18 protein-coding genes are annotated in these 19281 nt (G+C 66.1%); 7 read left to right on the top strand and 11 right to left on the bottom strand.

All coding sequences use genetic code 11. The annotated features are described in order from the left end of the window. From WK25_RS21545 to WK25_RS21530, 4 genes are all read right to left on the bottom strand, one after another. Positions 1-1134 (bottom strand): hybrid sensor histidine kinase/response regulator, encoded by a 1134-nt coding sequence (locus tag WK25_RS21545; RefSeq protein WP_069242690.1) that lies wholly within the window; start codon positions 1132-1134, stop codon positions 1-3. Between the two features lie 464 nt (positions 1135-1598). Further along, positions 1599-3182, bottom strand: coding sequence for a Na+/H+ antiporter (locus WK25_RS21540; RefSeq protein WP_059545226.1), 1584 nt, complete (start codon positions 3180-3182; stop codon positions 1599-1601). A 252-nt stretch (positions 3183-3434) separates the two neighbouring features. Next, complete coding sequence (locus WK25_RS21535; protein ID WP_069242689.1) at positions 3435-4868, bottom strand: aldehyde dehydrogenase family protein; 1434 nt, start codon at positions 4866-4868, stop codon at positions 3435-3437. A gap of 29 nt (positions 4869-4897) precedes the next feature. Continuing rightward, positions 4898-6538: an acetolactate synthase large subunit gene (locus tag WK25_RS21530; RefSeq protein ID WP_069242688.1), complete on the bottom strand. Its 1641-nt coding sequence runs from the start codon at positions 6536-6538 to the stop codon at positions 4898-4900. Positions 6539-6930: 392 nt separating this feature from the next. Between WK25_RS21530 and WK25_RS21525 the strand changes: the two genes are divergently transcribed. Both WK25_RS21525 and WK25_RS21520 read left to right on the top strand, forming a co-directional pair. Beyond that, positions 6931-7248, top strand: coding sequence for a type II toxin-antitoxin system RelE/ParE family toxin (locus tag WK25_RS21525; protein ID WP_156789083.1), 318 nt, complete (start codon positions 6931-6933; stop codon positions 7246-7248). 3 nt (positions 7249-7251) lie between these two features. Then, positions 7252-7551, top strand: a complete 300-nt coding sequence (locus WK25_RS21520; RefSeq protein ID WP_006756590.1) for an addiction module antidote protein — start codon at positions 7252-7254, stop codon at positions 7549-7551. Positions 7552-7585: 34 nt separating this feature from the next. Here WK25_RS21520 and WK25_RS21515 read toward each other — a convergent pair whose 3' ends face one another. From WK25_RS21515 to andAc, 5 genes are all read right to left on the bottom strand, one after another. After that, a complete protein-coding gene (locus tag WK25_RS21515) occupies positions 7586-8872 on the bottom strand; it encodes a DUF445 domain-containing protein (protein WP_059545223.1) in 1287 nt (428 codons plus the stop codon). A gap of 152 nt (positions 8873-9024) precedes the next feature. Then, positions 9025-10245, bottom strand: a complete 1221-nt coding sequence (gene andAa, locus WK25_RS21510; RefSeq protein ID WP_069242686.1) for an anthranilate 1,2-dioxygenase system ferredoxin--NAD(+) reductase — start codon at positions 10243-10245, stop codon at positions 9025-9027. After that, positions 10235-10561, bottom strand: a complete 327-nt coding sequence (gene andAb, locus WK25_RS21505) for an anthranilate 1,2-dioxygenase ferredoxin subunit AndAb (protein WP_040139280.1) — start codon at positions 10559-10561, stop codon at positions 10235-10237. The genes andAa and andAb overlap by 11 nt, the downstream gene beginning before the upstream one ends. Before the next feature lie 26 nt (positions 10562-10587). Beyond that, complete coding sequence (andAd, locus tag WK25_RS21500) at positions 10588-11073, bottom strand: anthranilate 1,2-dioxygenase small subunit AndAd (RefSeq protein ID WP_040139279.1); 486 nt, start codon at positions 11071-11073, stop codon at positions 10588-10590. A 17-nt stretch (positions 11074-11090) separates the two neighbouring features. Continuing rightward, positions 11091-12362, bottom strand: coding sequence for an anthranilate 1,2-dioxygenase large subunit AndAc (gene andAc, locus WK25_RS21495; protein WP_040139278.1), 1272 nt, complete (start codon positions 12360-12362; stop codon positions 11091-11093). 209 nt (positions 12363-12571) lie between these two features. Here andAc and andR point away from each other — a divergent pair, with 209 nt between their 5' ends. After that, on the top strand, positions 12572-13531 hold the full coding sequence (andR, locus tag WK25_RS21490; RefSeq protein ID WP_040139277.1) for an anthranilate 1,2-dioxygenase regulatory protein AndR: 960 nt from the start codon (positions 12572-12574) through the stop codon (positions 13529-13531). A 325-nt stretch (positions 13532-13856) separates the two neighbouring features. Here andR and WK25_RS21485 read toward each other — a convergent pair whose 3' ends face one another. Continuing rightward, the gene (locus WK25_RS21485; protein WP_040139276.1) at positions 13857-14747 is read right to left on the bottom strand and encodes a LysR family transcriptional regulator; all 891 of its coding nucleotides are present in this window, start codon (positions 14745-14747) and stop codon (positions 13857-13859) included. 91 nt (positions 14748-14838) lie between these two features. Here WK25_RS21485 and WK25_RS21480 point away from each other — a divergent pair, with 91 nt between their 5' ends. From WK25_RS21480 to catC, 3 genes are read left to right on the top strand one after another with little or no spacing between them, the layout of a single operon-like run. Next, a complete protein-coding gene (locus tag WK25_RS21480; protein ID WP_059545218.1) occupies positions 14839-15972 on the top strand; it encodes a muconate/chloromuconate family cycloisomerase in 1134 nt (377 codons plus the stop codon). Between the two features lie 36 nt (positions 15973-16008). Continuing rightward, a complete protein-coding gene (catA, locus tag WK25_RS21475) occupies positions 16009-16911 on the top strand; it encodes a catechol 1,2-dioxygenase (RefSeq protein ID WP_040139274.1) in 903 nt (300 codons plus the stop codon). A 43-nt stretch (positions 16912-16954) separates the two neighbouring features. Then, complete coding sequence (gene catC, locus WK25_RS21470) at positions 16955-17245, top strand: muconolactone Delta-isomerase (RefSeq protein WP_040139273.1); 291 nt, start codon at positions 16955-16957, stop codon at positions 17243-17245. A 137-nt stretch (positions 17246-17382) separates the two neighbouring features. Here catC and WK25_RS21465 read toward each other — a convergent pair whose 3' ends face one another. Continuing rightward, the gene (locus WK25_RS21465) at positions 17383-18168 is read right to left on the bottom strand and encodes an NAD(P)H-dependent oxidoreductase (RefSeq protein ID WP_059545214.1); all 786 of its coding nucleotides are present in this window, start codon (positions 18166-18168) and stop codon (positions 17383-17385) included. Positions 18169-18254: 86 nt separating this feature from the next. Between WK25_RS21465 and WK25_RS21460 the strand changes: the two genes are divergently transcribed. Further along, positions 18255-19148, top strand: a complete 894-nt coding sequence (locus WK25_RS21460) for a LysR family transcriptional regulator (protein ID WP_069242685.1) — start codon at positions 18255-18257, stop codon at positions 19146-19148. The last annotated feature ends 133 nt before the right edge of the window (positions 19149-19281 follow it).

The raw sequence follows: 19281 nt of genomic DNA, 5'->3' as shown, positions 1-19281 counted from the left end.
TTACCGCTCCGCCTGCGCCGGCAACCGCAGCGCGACCATGAAGCCGCGCGCGGTATTGCGCATCAGGATCTGGCCGCGATGCCGCGCGGCGGTCGCACGGACGAACGCCAGCCCCAGGCCGAAGCCGCTGCGAGCCGCACCGTGCGCGGATTCGAGCCGCACGAACGACTCCGTCGCGGCCGTGCGCTGCTCGGGCGCGATGCCGGCGCCGGCGTCCTCGACCCCGATCAGCCACGCACCGCCGTCATCGCTCAACGTGCAGCGCACGTCCGTGCCGGCCGGCCCGTACTTCAGCGCGTTGTCGATCAGGTTCGCGACCGCGCGCGTGAGCATCATGCGGTCGCCCATCGTCACGCCGGCTGTGTCGGGCACGTGCGCGACGACGCGACTGCCGAAGCCGGCCGCCTTCTCCCACAGCTGGTCGACGGCGTCGAGCACGATCTCGTTCAGGCTCAGAACCTCGTGCGCGCGGCGCTCGGACTGCGCGCGCGTCAGATGGATGAACCCGTCGGCGAGCGCGAGCGCGCGCCGCGCGTGGCCGGCAATGCGCTCCATGATCGCCGGCATGTCGCCGTGCTCGTTGCGATAGACCTCGAGCAGCGCGAGGATCGACGTCTGCGGCGAGCGCATGTCGTGCGACAGGAAATCCAGCGCTTCGTCGCGTTGCCGCGACATCAGATACGAATTCGAGTGATAGCGGATGCGCGCGGTCAGCTCCATCGCGTCGGGGAGCTTCACGAGATAGTCGTTCGCGCCGGCGATGAACGCCTCGCGCTTGACGATCGGCTCCTCCTTCGCCGACAGCACGATGATCGGCACACGCGCGGTCTCGGCGTCGGCACGCCACGCGCGCACGAGATCGAGACCGTCGATGTCCGGCATCACGAGATCCTGCAGGATGACCGTCGGCTTCACGTCGCGCGCGAGTGCCATCGCCCGGTGCGCGTCGGTGCACACGTGCAGGTCGATATCGTGCTCGCCGCGCAGCGCGCGGCGGATCACCTCGCCGACGAACGGCTGATCGTCAACGAGCAGAACCGACAGTCCCGATTCAAGGCAATCCGGCGCATTTTCACCGCTCGATTCTTTCATAAATACCGTTTCAAACGCCAAATCTCCAATTGATTCTTTCATGGGAGTTGTTTATCCGACTTGGACGCCATCTTGATTTAGCGGTTGAGAAATCCGCCTGTTGTTGCCGATGTGGCCTGTCGGCATTGGCTCGCGGGGATCCGAACGCCGATTTTCCCCGCCGACGGTCGTATTACCTCCGCACGCTTTCTCTCAATAAAGATAACCAGCTGATTCTAAATGAAATTAGAACACAGCATCTATCTCCTTCCGGTTTAGTTTTGCCAAATATGGTGAAAGAGCGGGGTTCGGTTAAATCAGATCATTTCCGGACGCGAACGACGATAACGTTTGCGAAGCCGGCGCCGCGAGGCTTGCATGCGCTGCAAGGGTGGTGCGTCGATCGTATCGGGACCGGGTTCCGCGGCCGCGCCGATCGCGGCGCACAGCGCCGGTGCGCGGCGCAAACCGCAGCGGCCGCAGCGAGCATCGCCGCGCCTCGCGCCGGGCGGAGCCGCGCGACGGGCTTACCCGCGCGCGTGCTGCGCAGACACTTCCTGCAGATCGAGATCGCGCTCGACCATGTGCAGCATCTCGTCGTGGATGTGCCCCGAACGGTGCAGGCGCAACAATTCCGCGCGGCCGGCCTTGATCGCGGCCAGCACGACGTCGTAGTGCGCAACACGGATTTCCGCCGGGTACTCGGGCTCGTTCTTCGTGCGCTCGGTCAGCTCCGCGCGATACGTGTATTGCTCCAGCAGGCGCGGATGAATGACGTTGCCGCTGTCGTCGCGCACCAGCGGCTGGATTGCCGCGAGCTGTGCCGCCTCGATGTACGCCCACGTCTGCGGCTCGGTCAGATGGTGCGCTGCGCGCGCTTCGCTCGGCGGCAGGCGCAGCAGCCGGATCAGCGGCCCGATCGTCGTGCCCTGCAGCAGCACGGTGACGAGAATCACCGCGAACGACGCGACCAGGATCACGTCGCGGCCCGGCATCGCCTCGGGCAGCGACAGCGCGATCGCCAGCGTCACGACCCCGCGCATGCCGGCCCAGCTCATGATCGTCGCGGCCTTCCAGTCGGGCGCGCCGCCGCGCCGGACGATCCCGCGCACGGGCCACTTCAGCGCCTCGACCGCGTAGACCCACACGAAGCGCGACACGATCACGGCAGCGAGCACGGCAAGCACCGCCGGCATCATCGTGCCGAGCACCTGCCCGAAGCCGCCGAGCCGATGAATCGCACCGCGCAGCGACAACCCGATCAGCACGAACACCATCGCCTCGAGCAGGAACACGATCACCTGCCAGAACGCGGTCCCACGCGTGCGCACGGCTGCCGAAAACACTTCGTGCTGGTGCCAGCCGATGATCATGCCGGCCGTCACCGTCGCGATTACGCCCGACACCTCGACCATTTCGCCGGCGATGTACGCGATCCAGCCGGCGATCACCGCGACGGTAATCACCAGATAGTCGTCGTCGAGCAGCTTCAGGAACCACACGACGAGCTTGCCGACCAGAAAGCCCACCACGACGCCGCCGAGCCCGAGCTCCGCGAAGCGGACGACTGCGTGCTCGAGGCTGAACGCGCCCGTCAACGCGGCCGCGACCGCGAAGCGGAACAGCACCAGCCCCGCCGCGTCGTTCAGCAGGCTTTCGCCTTCGAGCAGCACCATCAGCCTGCGCGGCAACGCGACGCGTTCGAGCACCGCTTTCGCGGCGACCGCATCGGGCGGCGACACGATCGCGCCGAGCGCGAAGCACGCAGCCCACGGCAGCGACGGCACGATCCAGTGGACCGCGAAGCCGACCGCAAACGTCGTGAACACGACAGCGCCGATCGCGAGCAGCAGGATGCCGCCCACGTTGCGCTTGAATTCCTCCCACACGGTGAAATACGCACCGTCCATCAGCAGCGGCGGCAGGAACACGAGCAGTACGAGTTCGGGATCGAGATTGACGTGCGGCAGCCCGGGAATGAACGCGATGCCGATGCCGCCGATCAGCAGCGCGGCGGCGGGCGGCAATCGCAACCGCTTCGCGATGTATTCGAGTGCGACGATCGCGAGGAATGACAGCAAAACCAGCTTGAACGCCGAGACGGGGGACATCGATCGACCTCATGAAGAATGAATGCGCATGCCAGCCGGTGTCGTACCCCCGGCGACCATTTCGCGCGATTACATCATGATGCGATGCTTGCAGTCGAGCGCGCTCGGCGCGCGACACGCGGCTGCGGCACGTCCGTGCACGAACGCCGGCCGGCTTTTCGCCCGAGCGCACGCCGGAACGAGAACGGCACGCGGGCCGGCACGAACGCCCGCCCGCCCGCGTGCCGGTCGGCGCCGCCGCGCCGGCGCCCGCTAGCGGCGGCGCACGACCATCAGCCGCGGCTCGGTCATGTCCTCGATCGCATAGCGGATCCCTTCGCGGCCGAGCCCCGAATCCTTCACGCCGCCGTACGGCATGTTGTCGACGCGGAACGACGGCACGTCGTTGATCACGACCCCGCCGACCTCCAGCTCGTCCCACGCGCGCTGCGCATGCGCGAGCGAATCGGTGAACACGCCGGCCTGCAGCCCGAAGTCGCTGTCGTTCACGCGCGCGAGCGCATCGTCGAAGCTGTCGAACTTCTCGAGAATCGCGACCGGGCCAAACGCCTCCTTGCGATAAAGATCCTGGTCGCGGCCGACGTTTTCCAGCAGCGTCGCCTCGAACATCGCGCCGTCCACCTTGCCGCCCGCGACAATCTTCGCGCCCGCGGCCACGGCCGCATCCATCCAGCCCGACAACCGGCGCGATTCGGATTCGGAGATCATCGGCCCGACAAACGTCGACGGATCCTTCGGATCGCCCATCTTCAGCGAACGCGTCTTCGCGATCAGTTTTTCGCGCAGCGCGTCGTATACATCAGCATGCACGAGAATCCGCTGCACGCCGATGCAGCTCTGACCCGACTGGTAGAACGCACCGAACGCGAGACGCTCCACCACGTAGTCGAGCCGATCGCGTTGATCCGCGTCGACGATCGCCGCCGCGTTGCCGCCGAGCTCCAGCACGACTTTCTTCTTGCCCGCCTTCTCCTTCAGCGCCCAGCCGACTGCCGGCGAGCCCGTAAACGACAGCAGCCTGAAACGCTCGTCCGTCGTGAACAGGTCGGCGCCGTCGCGATGCGCGGGCAACACCGAGAACGCCCCCTTCGGCAGATCGGTTTCCGCGAGCACCTCGCCGATGATCAGCGCGCCGATCGGCGTGCGGCTCGCGGGCTTCAGCACGAACGGGCAGCCGGCGGCCAGCGCGGGCGCGACCTTGTGCGCGGCAAGGTTCAGCGGGAAGTTGAATGGCGAGATGAACGAGCACGGGCCGATCGGCACGCGCCGCGTATAGCCGGTGTAGCCTTGCGCGCGTGCGGAGATCTCCAGATTAAGCACTTCGCCGTCGATGCGCACGGCCTCTTCGGACGCGACGCGAAACGTATCGATCAGCCGCGTCACTTCGCCCTTCGAATCGTTGATCGGCTTGCCGGCCTCGATGCAGAGCGCCTCGGCCAGTTCGTCGAAGCGCTCGCGAAAACGCGCGACGCAGTGGTCGAGCACCGCCTGCCGCTTGTAGGCGGGCAGTTCGCGCATCGGTTTCGTCGCGTCGACCGCCGCGCCGATGGCCGCATCGATCGCCTTCGCATCGGCCAGCGCGACGCGCGTTGCGACCTTCCCGTTGAACTTGTCGGTCACTTCCAGATCGGTATTCGCGTAGACGGCCTCGTTGGCGAGGTAGTACGGATAGGTTTCCTTCAACATGGAACGGCTCCTTCCGGTGAACGGGGGATTCAGAGTTGCGCCGACAGGCGCTTGATTTCGCGGTTCAGCACGCGCTCGTTGTCCGAATAGTCGATCGGCACGTCGATCACGTGAACGCCCGGCGTCGAGAAACAGTCGCGCAGCAGCGGCTCGAGATCATCGGCGGCTTCGACGCGATGCCCGTGCGCGCCGTAGCTTTGCGCATACGACACGAAATCGGGGTTCTTCAGCGTCATCGCAAAATCGGGGAAGTTCATGTTTTCCTGCTTCCAGCGGATCATCCCGAACGCGTCGTCGCGGAGGATCATCACGACTATGTCGAGCTTCAGCCGCACGGCCGTTTCGAGTTCCTGCGAATTCATCATGAACCCGCCGTCGCCGCACACGGCGATCACCTTGCGCTGCGGATGCACGATCTTCGTCGCGATCGCCGACGGCAATCCTGCGCCCATCGACGCGAGCGCGTTGTCGAGCAGCAGCGAGTTCGGTTCATGCGCACGCCAGTAGCGCGCGAACCAGATCTTGTACATCCCGTTGTCGAGGCAGACGATCCCGTCGACCGGCAGCGCGTTATACAGATCGTTCACGATCCGCACCGGATACATCGGAAAGCGCGGATCGTGCTGGCCCTTTTGCAGATGCGCGTCGAAATGCTCCTTGATCATCGTGAAGCGCTCGAAATCCCAGTGCGACTGCGGCGTCACCGCTTCCTTCATCTGCCATACCGCGTTCGCGATGTCGCCGACCACTTCGATCTGCGGGAAATAGACGGGGTCGACCTGCGCGCCGAGGAAGTTCACGTGGATCACCGTTTTGTCGTCCGCGCGCATGAAGAACGGCGGCTTCTCGATCACGTCGTGGCCGACGTTGATGATGCAGTCGGCATGCTCGATCGCGCGGTGCACGAAGTCGCCGTCGGACAGCGTCGCGTTGCCGAGCCACAGCGGATGCGTTTCGTCGATCACGCCCTTGCCCATCTGCGTCGTGAAGAACGGAATGCCCGTCTTGTTCACGAATTCGAGCAGCATCTTGCAGGTCGTCTTGCGGTTGCCGCCCGCGCCGATCATCAGCAGCGGATGACGTGCTGCCTGGATCGCGTCGATCGCATGCGCGACCGCCTTCTCCTCGGCCACCGGCCGCCGGCTGTAGCTGCGCGGAATCGGCTTGCCGTCGCCCTCTTCATGCGCGATGTCTTCCGGCAGTTCGAGGTGCGCGGCGCCCGGACGCTCTTCCTCCGCACGGCGAAACGCCTCGCGCACGGCCGCCGGAATATTGCCGATCGACACGATCTGCCGCGTGAACTTCGTAAGCGGCTGCATCATGTCGACGACGTCGACGATCTGGAAGTGACCCTGTTTGCTCGACTTGATCGGCTTCTGCCCGGTGATCATCAGCATCGGCATGCCGCCGAGTTGCGCATACGCGGCGGCCGTCACGAAATTCGTCGCACCGGGCCCGAGCGTCGCGAGACACACGCCGGTGCGCCCCGTCAGACGACCGTACGTGGCCGCCATGAAACCGGCGGCCTGCTCGTGCCGGGTCAGCACGAGCTTGATCTTCGATCGCCGCAGCGATTCGAGCAGATCGAGGTTTTCCTCGCCGGGAATGCCGAACACGTACTCGACGCCTTCGGCTTCCAGCGCCTTCACGAACAGATCCGATGCTTTCATGGGTGGGGACTCTCGGTTGATGCCGCCTTGCCCGGCTTACAGGCGCGCGGCGTTCAGAACGCGCGCCGGCCTACGGCACGCGGACGCTTTACCTACCGGATGCAACCATTGCATTGCCCGCCGCGCATCGCACGGCGGCGCCTCCGTGAGCAGGAGGACAAACGGATCCGCCCGCGCGCAGCAAACAGCGAAAACATGCGCGGGCGGCAGGGACGTTTTCGATTGTAGACGGATTCGCGGCATCGCGACTTCGACCGGATGACCAGCGGCCGGCGCCCGCGCAGCATCGGCCTGACGGCCAATTGGACGTCAAACGGCGCGCACGGCCGTACCGTATCGGCACCGAATTCGATTCAATCTATCTGTGAACCATGGTTGACATACTGAAATCCATGCCCTACAGTTCGCCTTCGTACAGTATCCGGACCACAGACGTCTTCGACGCGTGGTTTGCCGCCCTTACGGATCGCGTCGCGCGGCGCCGCATCCAGGCGCGCATCGACCGTCTGTCGATGGGCAACCCGGGCGACTGGAAATCCGCCGGCTCACCGATCGTCGAAATGCGTATCGACCACGGCCCCGGCTATCGCGTCTACTACGCGAGGCGCGAAACGATATGGGTGATCCTGCTCTGCGGCCGTGACAAGTCGACACAACAGGCGGACATCCGCGCCGCGCACGCGATGCTCGAACGGCTCGACCTGGAGTAACGGATGGACAAGATCAAGACCCGGCCGTGGGATTCGGCCGAACACCTGAAAACCGACGACGACATGGCCGAGTATTTCGAGGCCTGTCTGCAGGAAGCCGGCGACGACCCGGCCTTCATCGCGCATGCGCTTGGCGTGATCGCGCGCGCGCGCGGGATGTCGCAGGTCGCGCGCGACGCCGGCCTGTCGCGCGAAGGGCTGTACAAGGCGCTGTCGCACGACGGCAATCCGAGCTTCGGCACGATCCTGAAAGTGATCAAGGCGCTCGGCCTGCAGCTGCACGGCGCGAAGGCGCACGCGTGAGCCGGCCGCGCGCTGCGCGCCGGGCGCAGCCGCGTCAATGCAGCCAGGCAGCCGCCCATCGCGGCACGAGCGACACCACGTAGAGCCCGAGCCCGATCAGCCCGCCGACCAGCGTGCCGTTGATGCGGATGTACTGCAGATCCTTGCCGATGTTCAGCTCGATCTGCCGAGACATTTCGCGCGCATCCCAGTTGCGCACCGTATCGCGTATGTGACGCATCAGGAAATCCGCGAAATCCGGCGCCATTTCGTGCACGGCCCGCTCGATGTGCTCGTTCAGCGACGCGCGCAGCGCCGGGCTTTCCGCGAGCCGCGCGCCGAGCCAGCCGCCGAGCGTCGCGGCCTGCCGGTGCAACGCCGAATCCGGGCGCGCGAGATCGGCCTTCAGCCACGCGCGCAACTGGTCCCACAGATCGCGCACATACACGTTGAACGCATCGCCGTCGCGAATGTAGCGCTTGATCTCGTCGCCTTTCGCGATGAACGCCGGGTCGTGCTTCAGCCGCTCGGTCAATCGCGCGACCGTGCGGTCGAAGCGCTGCCGCAGTTCGTGTTCGGGATCGGCCGCAACGCCTTCGAGCACGCGGCTCACCGCGCTCGCGAGCATCCGCGCGCCGTTCTCGCCGAACCACTGGGTCGGCATGATCTTCTCGACCTTCGGGTATTGCGTCTTCAGCCATTCGACGATGAAGCCGGCGATCACCTCGCGGTTCTCCTCCTTGTCGAGCACGTCGACGACCTGTTCGATCGCATCGTCGAGCAGCGTCTGGTGGCGGCCGTCCTTCGTCAGCGTGTCGAGGATCGCGCCCGCCGATTGCGACAGGTCGATCCGGTCGATCACCGTGCGGAACGCGTCGTGGACGAACGACTGGATCCGCGCGTCGTCAGTCATGTCGAGCGCGAAGCTCATCAGCTTCGTCGCGTAGCCGCCGAGCGCTTCGGTGTTCGCCGGCTCGCCGAGCCACGCGCCGAGCTTCTGCGCAGGATCGTGCTGGCGAATCTGCGCGGCGAGCGCGTCAGGGCCAAGGAATTTCTCGCGCACGAACACCGCGAGGTTGTCCGCAATCTTGTCCTTGTTCTTCGGGATGATTTCGGTGTGGCGCGACACGAACGGAATCGGCACGCGACGAAACAGCGCGACGACCGCGAACCAGTCGGCGAGCGCGCCGACCATCGCGGCTTCGGCCACCGCCTTGAAGCCGTCGACCCACGGGCCGCGCGGCAACAGGATCGTCGTGACGAATATGGCGACGGCGGCCAGCAGCAGCCATAGCGCGCGGCGCTTGCTGCGTTTCAGTTCGAGGGCTTTGTCTGGCGTCATGGGCGACCGGTGAAACGGCAATGCCGCTAATATGCACCGATCGCCGACCGACGACAAACCCGCACCGCGCGTGTCATGCCGAAACGGGCCTCTGCCGACGTTCCCGCTAACCGACGCGAACGCCGCCAAGCCGGCCGCGTTCGCGCATCACGTCACAGAAACGTTTTCAGGTTCACCGCCGGATCGGCGAGCTTCGCCGGATCGGGCGCGGCGCCTGCCGCGATCAGCCGGCGCGACGCGCCGATGTCTCGCCCCAGGTTCGCGGCGGCCACCGCCACGATTTTCCCGTCGTCGCCGAGCCCGAACACCGTGAACGGTCCATTCGCGGGATCGCCGCGCACGACGGTAGTCCGCTCGCTGCCGAACAGCCCGAGCATCTGCAGGTTGCAGTCGTACTGATCGGACCACAGCCACGGCAGCTCGGCATACGTTTCGTCCGCGCCGAGCAGGTTCGCGGCCGCCACCGCCGGCTGGTTCTCGGCAACCTGCCACGACTCGATCCGCACGTGACGCCCGAGCAGCGGATTGAAATGCATCGTCACCTCGCCCGCCGCGAAGATCGCGCGATCGGCGGTGCGGCATCCCGCATCGACGCGGATGCCGTTGTCGACATCCAGCCCCGCCGCATGCGCGAGCTCGACATTCGGTACGACGCCGATGCCGACCACGACGATGTCGGCCGGCACGTCGCCGCGATCCGTCTCGACGAGCGCGCCGCCCCCCGGCGCGCGGCGGATCGCACGCGGCAGCGTCGCCATCCGGAAGACCACGCCGCGCGCGTCATGCAACTGCCGTGCATACGCGCCGACGACTTCGGGCAACGCACGTTGCAACAAGCGCGGCGCGGGATCGATCACCGTCACGTCGCAACCGAGCTGGCGCGCGGCCGCCGCCACTTCGAGGCCGATGAACCCGCCGCCGAGCACCGCCACGCGACGCCCCGGCGCGAGCCGCGCCCGCAACGCACGCGCATCGGCAACGGTACGCACGTAATGCGGGACGACGCCTTCGTCGACCGGCCCGCCGAACGTGCGCACGCGCGAGCCCGTCGCGAGCACGAGCTTCGCGTATGGCACCGTCGCGCCGTCGTCGAGCCGAACCCGTTGCGCAGCGCGCTCGATCGCGTCGACGCGTGTGCCGAGCCGCAGCTCGATGCGCTGCGCGTCGTACCATCCCGCGTCGCGGATGAACGCCCGCTGCTCGCCGCCGTCGCTCAGCAGCGCGTCCTTCGACAGTGCCGGACGATCGTACGGCAGTTCGCGTTCCGCGCCGATCATCACGATGCGCGCGGCGGCATCGCGCTCGCGCAGCGCCTCGGCGGTGCGCCGGGCCGCATGGCCGGCCCCGACGATCACGAACGGGTCAGTCGACATTGACTTCCACCTGCCCGTCGACGATCCGGATCGGATAAACCCGCACCGGCTCGGTGATCGGCGCGCATTTCGGCGCGCCCGTGCGAATGTCGATCAAGCCCTGGTGCAGCGGGCATTCGACACAGCCGTCTTCCACATAGCCTTCCGACAGCCGAGCGTGACCATGCGAACACAGGTCGTGCATCGCGAACAGTTCGTCGCCGATCCGGAACACGGCGATCGGTTTCTGACCGGCGACACGCGCCGCCGGTTCGTCTTCGGAGAATTCGTCGAATGCGCCCAGCGGATGCCATTGCGCGAGCGTTGCTTCAGTCATGTCGATTCCTTGCTTCGTCAGATCGGTCAGATCGGGGTCGCGAGCAGCGTCTGCACGCGCGACGTGTCGTAGATCACGCGCTTGGTCTTGTAGCGCAGCCCGTCGGGCGTGCGCACGACCGTGTCGTAGTACTTGCCGGCCTGATACACGTTCGATTCGCCGTTGCTGCGCGTCTGCACGACCACGTAGTTGCTTTCGGTGTCGATCTCGCCGTCGCGCTGCGCGACGATCGTCAGGCCCGACGTCATGTGCCGGTACGTGTGCTCTTCATAGATGTTCGCATGCCGCAGCGACACCACGCGGTCGCGCAGCATCCGCTGGTTCGTGCAGTGGACGATCCCGACCGGCAGCCCGAGATCCGCGTTTTCCTTCGGCACGATCTCGTACGTGCAGTCCTCGGTGAACATTTCCGGCCAGCGTTCGAGCCGGTCGTTGTCGAGATGGCCGATGTAGCGGTTCTGCAGCATGTAAATCTCGAACCACGTCTTCATGTCTTCCGTGAGGTTTTCCATCGTTGCGCGCTCCCGCTTCAATAGCCCATCAGCTTCTGATAACCGACCCAGAACTTGCGGATCAGGCTTTCGGTGATCACCGTGTCCTGCTGGTCCGGGTTGCCGCGCGACATCTCGATCACCGACGTCGCGTCGGCGTCGCGTACGGTGCCGCGCTGCACGAGTTCGGTCGCCTCGGTGTCTTCCATCGAGATGTAGCCGGCCGGGCCGACCAGGTTCGCCTGCTTGATGCGCAGCGCGCGCAGTTCGGGCGTGTCGTCCGCGTAGCCGAAAAAGTGGAAGATCAGCTCGAAGTTGTCCGGCCCCTTCGGCAGGATCTGCCGCGCGACCAGCGTGTTGTGGATCTGCTGGATCACGAGCTGCGGGAAGATCGGCTGGATGTGGTTCGTGCAGTCCTCGTCGTATTCCGACACGAGATCGAGGATCGATTCGTCTTCCAGATGGAACCCTTCGTCGAACGAGCGAATGTTCTGCTGCTTGTATGCGGCGGACGTGTCGTCGCCCGTCTTCGTCACCGTGATGATGCTGTGCAGCCCGTGGTTCGCATCCGGGATCGAGCGCGCCTTCATGCCGACGCGGAAAATGTTGAAGGTCGTATGGAACAGGTGCAGCATGCTCGCGTGATACGGATCCTTCACGTTCTCCATGTACAGCTTCCAGTTCGACTTCGAATACTGGCGCGTGCAGCCGAGATACTCGATCGGCTTGTGGAAGATCCGGTCGATCCATGGGCGCATCTGCTCGCCGAGATAGTCGGGCAGCGGCGCAACTTCATCGCTGAAGGTGGCGAACACGAGCCCGCGATAGCTGTCCACGCGCAGCTTGCGCAACCCGTGCTGCTTCGGGTCGAAGTCGGCCGGCATCCCGGTCATGCCCTTCTGGCCGCGCCGGAACGGCACGCCGAGCAGGTTGCCCTGATTGTCGAAGCTCCACTGGTGGTACACGCACGTGTGCGAACTCGCGTTGCCGCGCGATTTGCGGCAAACCTGCGCACCGCGGTGCGCGCAGCGGTTCACCCACGCGGACAGCGCGCCGTCCTCGGTGCGCGTGACCACCACCGGCGTGTCGCCGACGAACGTGCTCTTGAAGTCGCCGGCCTTCGGAATCTCCGCCTCCAGCGCGACGAAGTTCCACGTCGGCCCGCGGAAGATGCGTTCCTGCTCGCGATCGTAGACGGCGCGCGAGCTGAATACCTTGTACGGCACGCGCGAACCGTCGTCGTGCGGAAAATGCACGTCGGATGCGTCGTCGCGCGCGGCGAAGACGACGGGCGATTCTGTCTGCTCCATGTCGGACTCCTTGTGGTTCCGTGTCGTTGATTGCATGGAGCCGATTTTTGAAAAGCTAATATTCGGCGTCTATCCGGAAAGTGCGATTGCGGCGGCGCAATATCCACTTTCGGCGGATTTCTGCGCTAGCATGGCGACACACGCGACCCGCGCACGATCGCGACCCATTCGCCGGATCGAAGCGCGCGTCTATTCCAAGGCCGATGCCCATGTCCCCAACGTCGTTCGAGCCGTTTGCACTGCGCGCGCACCGGCTGTTCGAATCCCGCGATCTCGACGAGACGCGCGAGCGGATCTCGCGCGTGATGCAGCCGCACGCGCTGCTGCCGAGCGGCCGCGTGCAGGGCGCGTCGCATATGGATTTCGTGCGGCTCGGCGGCCTCGGGATCGGCACCATCGCGTTCGGCGACGCGATGCGCGTACAGGTCGACGCCGTCGACGGCTATTACCTGCTGATGTTCTGCCTGTCCGGGCAGGCCGAAGTCCACGCGATGGGACGCCGGCTCGGCGTCGACGCGCACACGGGCGTGCTGTGTGCGCCTGGCGAGCGCTTCGACGCGGTGCTGTCGGCCGACTGCGAACAGTTCGTGCTGCGCATCGACGCGGCGACCGTCGGTGCGCTGACCGGCGACCCGCGCGCGACGCTCGACCCGGTGCTGCACGTAAGCGACGCCGCGCTCGCCGCGTGGCGCCAGCAGCTGATGCTCGTGGCCGGCTCGCCCGAACTGCTCGAACGCGCGAATGCGAACCCGCGTGTCGCATCGCAACTCGAGCATCTGCTGATCGACCTGCTGATCGAAGGCCACCCGCCGTCGGTGCTGCAGCGCTCGCGCCACGATCCGGCGCCGGGGTTCGTGCGCCGCGCGCAGGAGTTCATCGCCGCGCATTACGCGCAGCCGCTGCAACTCGCGGACATCGTCCAGGCCGCCAACGTGCCCGAGCGGACGCTGCGCGACGCTTTCCTGCAATTCCGCGGGATGAGCCCGATGCAATACCTGCGGGCGACGCGGCTCGAGCACGCGAGGGAGTTGCTGCGCGGGCCGCGATCAGAGCGGCGGATCGCCGACATCGCGCTCGATTGCGGGTTCACGCACCTCGGGCGATTCGCGATCGCTTATCGGGAGAAGTTCGGCGAATCGCCGTCGGAGACGCTCGACGGGAAGCGGTAGGTGGACGTGGGGTTGCAGCGTTGGGCGCCTTGGCGATTGCGGCGTTGCCGTTTGTCGCGTTGCCGTTTGTCGCCTGTCGCCTGTCGCCCTGTCGCTTGCCGTTTGCCGTTTGCCGTTTGCCGTTTGCCGCTTGCCGCTTGCCGCTTGCCGCTTGCCACTTGCCGCTTGCCGCTTGCCGCTTGCCGCCTCGCCAGCCGCGCGCAGCCTTGCCCGGCGCCTAGCCTGTATCGGGCGCGGATGACCGCCGCGTCGCACCGCCCGTTCCACACTCCGCCGACCACGTCGAAATAGACCGTTAGTTGCAGCACTACGAGAACGAACGCCGCTACCCTGCCGGCGCGATCATCTCCCGCGCAATCGCGCAGAATGCGGTCGTCGCCGCGCTCTCGCCGTGCAGCCGGCGGCTCATGATGATCGGCGACGTCGCCGTGGGCTCCGGCAACCGCCGGTACACGACGCCCTTCACCCGCACGCCGTCGACGCTTTCCGGCACCAGCGACACGCCCACCTGCGCGGCGACGAGCCCGAGCGCTGTCTGCAGCTCGCGCACCTCGTGCACCGCAGCCGGCACGAGCGCGCCGTCGCGCAGCGCGGACAGCTGCTGGTCGGCAAAGCTCGGTCGCGGCGTGCTCGGATAGACGATCAGCGTTTCGTTCGCGATGTCGGCGAGCGTCAGCGGCCGGTCAGGATCGGCAAGGCGGTGCCCGGCCGGCAGCGCGGCGATGAGCTTTTCCTCGATCAGCGCCTCGCGCACGAGCTGGTCGTCATCGAAGCGCAAGCGGCCGAACCCTACGTCGATTCGGCCGCCCTTCAGCGCGCCAAGCTGTTCGAGCGTGAACATTTCGATCAGCGACAGCTCGACATCCGGGTGCGCCTGCCGAAACGCGCGGATCACGTCCGGCAGCGCGCCATAAAGCGTCGACGGCACGAAGCCGATCACGATCCGCTCCGACAATTGCGCGAGTCGCCGCGTCAGCGGGCCTAGCTCGTCCGCCTGCTCGACCACGCGCTTCGCCTGCGCATAGAACACGCGGCCCGCGTCGGTCAGTTTCAGCGGCCGCGCGCCGCGCTCGAAGAGCGGCAATCCGAGCTCGTCCTCGATCGCCTGAAGCTGCCGGCTGAGCGGCGGCTGCGTCATGTGCAACCGCTCCGCCGCGCGCGTGATGTTCATTTCCTCGGCGACGGCGATGAAGTAGCGGAGCTGGCGCAATTCCATTTCATGCCTCAAAGGTATGGAAGTAGTCGGAAAGAGTGTTGGACGACGCCGGGCGGGAATTCCTACCATGTGCACCAACAGGAGGAATCGCATGATAGCAACAGCCGCCACCATCGAACGCATCGAGACGCTGCTCGTCGACGTGCCGACGATTCGGCCCCACAAACTGTCGGTCGCGACGATGAATTGCCAGACCCTCGTGCTGGTGCGCGTTCGATGCACGGACGGTATCGAAGGCGTCGGCGAGGCGACCACGATCGGCGGTCTCGCGTACGGCGAGGAGAGCCCCGAGAGCATCAAGGTCAATATCGATACGTATTTCGCGCCGCTGCTGCACGGGATGGACGCAACACGCCCCGGCGCCGCGATGGCGCGTGCGCGCAAGCTGTTCCAGGGCAACCGGTTCGCGAAATGCGCGCTCGAAACCGCGCTGTTCGACGCGCACGCGCGCCGCGTCGGCGTGCCGCTATCCGAACTGTTCGGCGGCCGGACAACCGACGCGGTCGACGTCGCATGGACGCTCGCGAGCGGCGACACGCAGCGCGACATCGCGGAAGCCGAGGCGATGCTGGACGCGCGCCGCCATCGCGCATTCAAGCTGAAGATCGGCTCGAACGCGGTCGACGACGACGTCGCGCACGTGATCGCAATCAAGCGCGCGCTCGGCGAGCGCGGCGACGTGCGCGTGGACGTCAACCAGGCATGGAGCGAAACCGACGCGATCCGCGCCGGCGCGCGCCTCGCCGACGCCGGCGTGAGCCTCGTCGAGCAGCCGATCGCTGCGACCAATCGCGCGGGACTGAAGCGGCTCACCCAACTCGCGCACATCCCGATCATGGCAGACGAAGCGCTGCACGGCCCGGTCGACGCATTCGCGCTCGCGCAGGACCGCGCGGCCGACGTGTTCGCGGTGAAGATCGCGCAATCGGGCGGGCTGCTGGGCGCCGCGAGCGTTGCGTCGATCGCGGCCGCGGCCGGCATCGGCCTGTACGGTGGCACGATGCTCGAAGGCGCGGCCGGCACGATGGCGTCCGCGCAACTGTTCAGCACGTTCGGCGCGCTGAAATGGGGCACCGAACTGTTCGGCCCGCTGCTGCTCACGGAGGAAATCCTCGTCGAGCCGCTGCGCTACGAAAATTTCCAGCTGCACCTGCCGGCCACGCCCGGCCTCGGCATCACCTTCGACTGGGCCCGCATCGATCGGATGCGACGCGGCGCCCGCTGATCACACACGACACGACAACCGAACCCGGAGACACAGATGAACAAGCAAGCCATCGACGCCCTGCTGAAGACCTTCGACGACGCCGCGGAAAAACCCGGCAACCCGCGCGTGCGCGCGATCGTCAATCGGATCGTGAAAGACATCTGCTACACGATCGAGGACTTCGACGTGCAGCCGAGCGAATTCTGGACCGCGCTGAACTACCTGAACGAAGCCGGCCGCGAATTCGGGCTGATCGCGGCGGGCCTCGGTCTCGAGCGCTTCCTCGACGTGCGGATGGACGAGGCCGAGGAGAAGGCCGGCTTTCACGGCGGCACGCCGCGCACGATCGAAGGGCCGCTGTACGTCGCGGGCGCGCCGGAATCGGTCGGCCATGCGCGTCTTGACGACGGCACCGATCCGGGCCAGACGCTGGTGATGCGCGGCCGGGTGCTCGGCCAGGACGGCGCGCCGCTTGCAAACGCCCTCGTCGAGGTGTGGCATGCGAACCATCTGGGCAACTACTCGTACTTCGACCAGTCGCAGCCGGCGTTCAATCTGCGCCGCTCGATCCGCACCGATGCCGACGGCCGCTACAGCTTCCGCAGCGTGCTGCCGGTCGGCTACAGCGTGCCGCCGGGCAGCAAGACCGAGCAGCTGCTCGATCTGCTCGGCCGACACGGTCACCGTCCCGCGCACATCCACTTCTTCGTTTCCGCGGACGGATATCGTAAGCTGACGACGCAGATCAACATCGAAGGCGATCCGCATATCTGGGACGATTTCGCATTCGCGACGCGCGAAGGGCTGATCCCGAAGATCAGGCAGGCCGAAGGCGCGGAAGGCAAGCCGTACGGCGTCGACGGGCAGTTCGCGCTGATCGACTTCGATTTCACGCTTCTGAAGGACAAGCAGGACGTTCCCGCGAGCGAGGTCGAGCGAGCGCGCGCGCAGGCCTGAGCGGCCGTCCCGTTCGACGAATCGATAACGCAAGGAGCGCAGGATGCTGTTTCATGTGGAAATGACCGTCCGCCTGCCGGCGGACATGGACCCGGTCAAGGCGGCCACGTTGAAGGCCGAAGAAAAGGCGATGTGCCAGCGGCTGATGCACGAAGGCGTGTGGCGGCATCTGTGGCGGATCGCGGGGCAGTATGCGAACGTCAGCATTTTCGACGTCGAGAGCGTGCAGCAGCTGCATGACGTGCTGAGTCAGCTGCCGTTGTTTCCGTATATGGAGATGGAAGTGCGCGCGCTATGCCGGCATCCGTCTTCGGTGCGGGAGGATGATCGGTAAGTCACGTTGAAGCGCGCCGCCAGCCGGCCGCGCGACGGGAAGCACACGGGCGACCGGCGCTTTGCTCGCTGGCCGCCCGTGTCGTTTTGCAGCCCGGGATGCCGGTGTCGTCCCGCATCGCGACGATGCGGGGACGATCACGGCTCCAAGGCGAGATGCGCGGCGAATCCGACCGCTCCCGGCGCGATTCCCGGCTTCAGCGTCAGCGCCGGAATCTCGTAATCGCCCGCATTCTGCCGCCGGAACGGGATCGGCTGCGCCGTCCAAAGCGCATCGAGACGCTTGCCCAGTGCCGCCCGGATTTCGTCGAAGCGCGCATCGTTCATTTTTCCGGCGCGGTAGATCACGAACGGCGGCAACACGTCGAACCCGGGGTAATACAGAATCCCGTGCTGGATCGGAAACAGCACGTCGTCGATCGGCCCGTTGATCCCGCGCGCACTGTAGTGCGACTCCCATCCGCCCGTCGTCACGATCACCATCGCACGCTTGCCCGCGAGCGATCCTTCGCCGTAACGGTCGCCCCAATGCCGGTCGGAATGCTCGCCAACGCCGTACGCGAATCCGTACGCATACACACGCTCGACCCAGCCCTTCATGATCGCCGGCATCGAGAACCACCACAGCGGAAACTGCAGAATCACCGCATCGGCCCACTTCAGTTTCTCCTGTTCGCGTGCGATGTCGTCGCGCTGCGTGCCCGTCTCGAACGCACGCTTCGAATCGAGCGCGGGATCGAACCGGGCGTCGGGCGCGCGGTCGGGCACGTCGTCCGCGTCGAATGCGGCCTTCCAGTTCATCGCATACAGATCTGTGACCCGCACCGTGTGGCCGGCCGCTTCGAGATGCGCGACGGCGAAATCCCGCAACGCACCGTTCAGCGATCGCGGTTCCGGATGGGCATAGACGATCAACACATTCATTTTCCTGGCTCCGTGGATGGAATGACTGCAGGATGCCGTCTCAACCGATATAGTTGAAATGAATTCCTGACATTCCAGGTATAGCCATGAATAATCTCAGACGACTGGATCTGAACCTGCTGGTCACACTCGACGTGCTGCTCGCCGAGCACAACGTCACGCGCGCCGCGGAAAAACTGAACATGTCTCAACCGTCGGTGAGCGTGCAGTTGCAGAAGCTGCGCGACCTGTTCGGCGACCCGCTGCTGCTGCCTGGCCCACGAGGAATGCGGCCGACCGCGCGCGCGGAATCGCTGCGCGAGCCGCTGCGGGACGCGCTCGAGGGGCTCGAGCGCGCGGTGCTGACGGCCACGCCGTTCGATCCGGCGACTGCGACCAACACGTGGCGCGTGGCCGCGACCGACTACGGCGAATCGACGATCGTCCTGCCAACGCTGAACACGCTGCGCTCGGCCGCGCCCGCGACCCGGCTCGCCGTCGTCGAGCTCGTGCCGCCTCGCATCGAGCAGGATGCCGAACGAAACGGCATCGACCTGGCGTTTCATACGACCGAAGGCTCGCCGGAAGGGATGCGGCGCCTGCCGCTGTTCACCGAGCGCTACGTGCTCGTCGGCCGAGCCGGGCATCCGAAGCTGAAGCGGCGGCCCACGCTCGCGCAGTTCGGCGCGCTGGAACACGTGATCGTATCGCCGGACGGCGGCGGCTTTTTCGGCGTGACCGACGAAGTGCTCGCGCAAGCGGGCGCCACACGGCGCGTCGTGCTATCGGTGCCGCACTTCCTGTTCGTGATGTCGGCCATCGCCGGCACCGACCTCGTCGCGATGCTGCCCGAGCGGCTGGTGCGCAACACGCCCGCGTTGCGCGTCGTCGAAGCGCCGGTCAATGTTCCCGGCTATGAAATGTCGATGCTGTGGCACGAACGCGTGCATCGCGATCCCGCGCATCGGTGGCTGCGGGAAACGATCGCCGCGTCAGTGTGAATGGCCGCGCCGAAGCGAACGACCGCACGCTCGTGCGCCCACCGGCCGGTCGTCCCAAACCGGTCGCCACGCACGCGGGTTCATTCGGGACTTGCTGTCGCGCCGAACACTGTATATATTTACAGTGCTTTTG

It is taken from the genome of Burkholderia latens (assembly GCF_001718795.1).
Taxonomy (GTDB): Bacteria; Pseudomonadota; Gammaproteobacteria; order Burkholderiales; family Burkholderiaceae; genus Burkholderia; species Burkholderia latens_A.
Note: the sequence above shows the minus strand (reverse complement) of the source record. Positions and strands in the feature narration are given on the sequence as shown.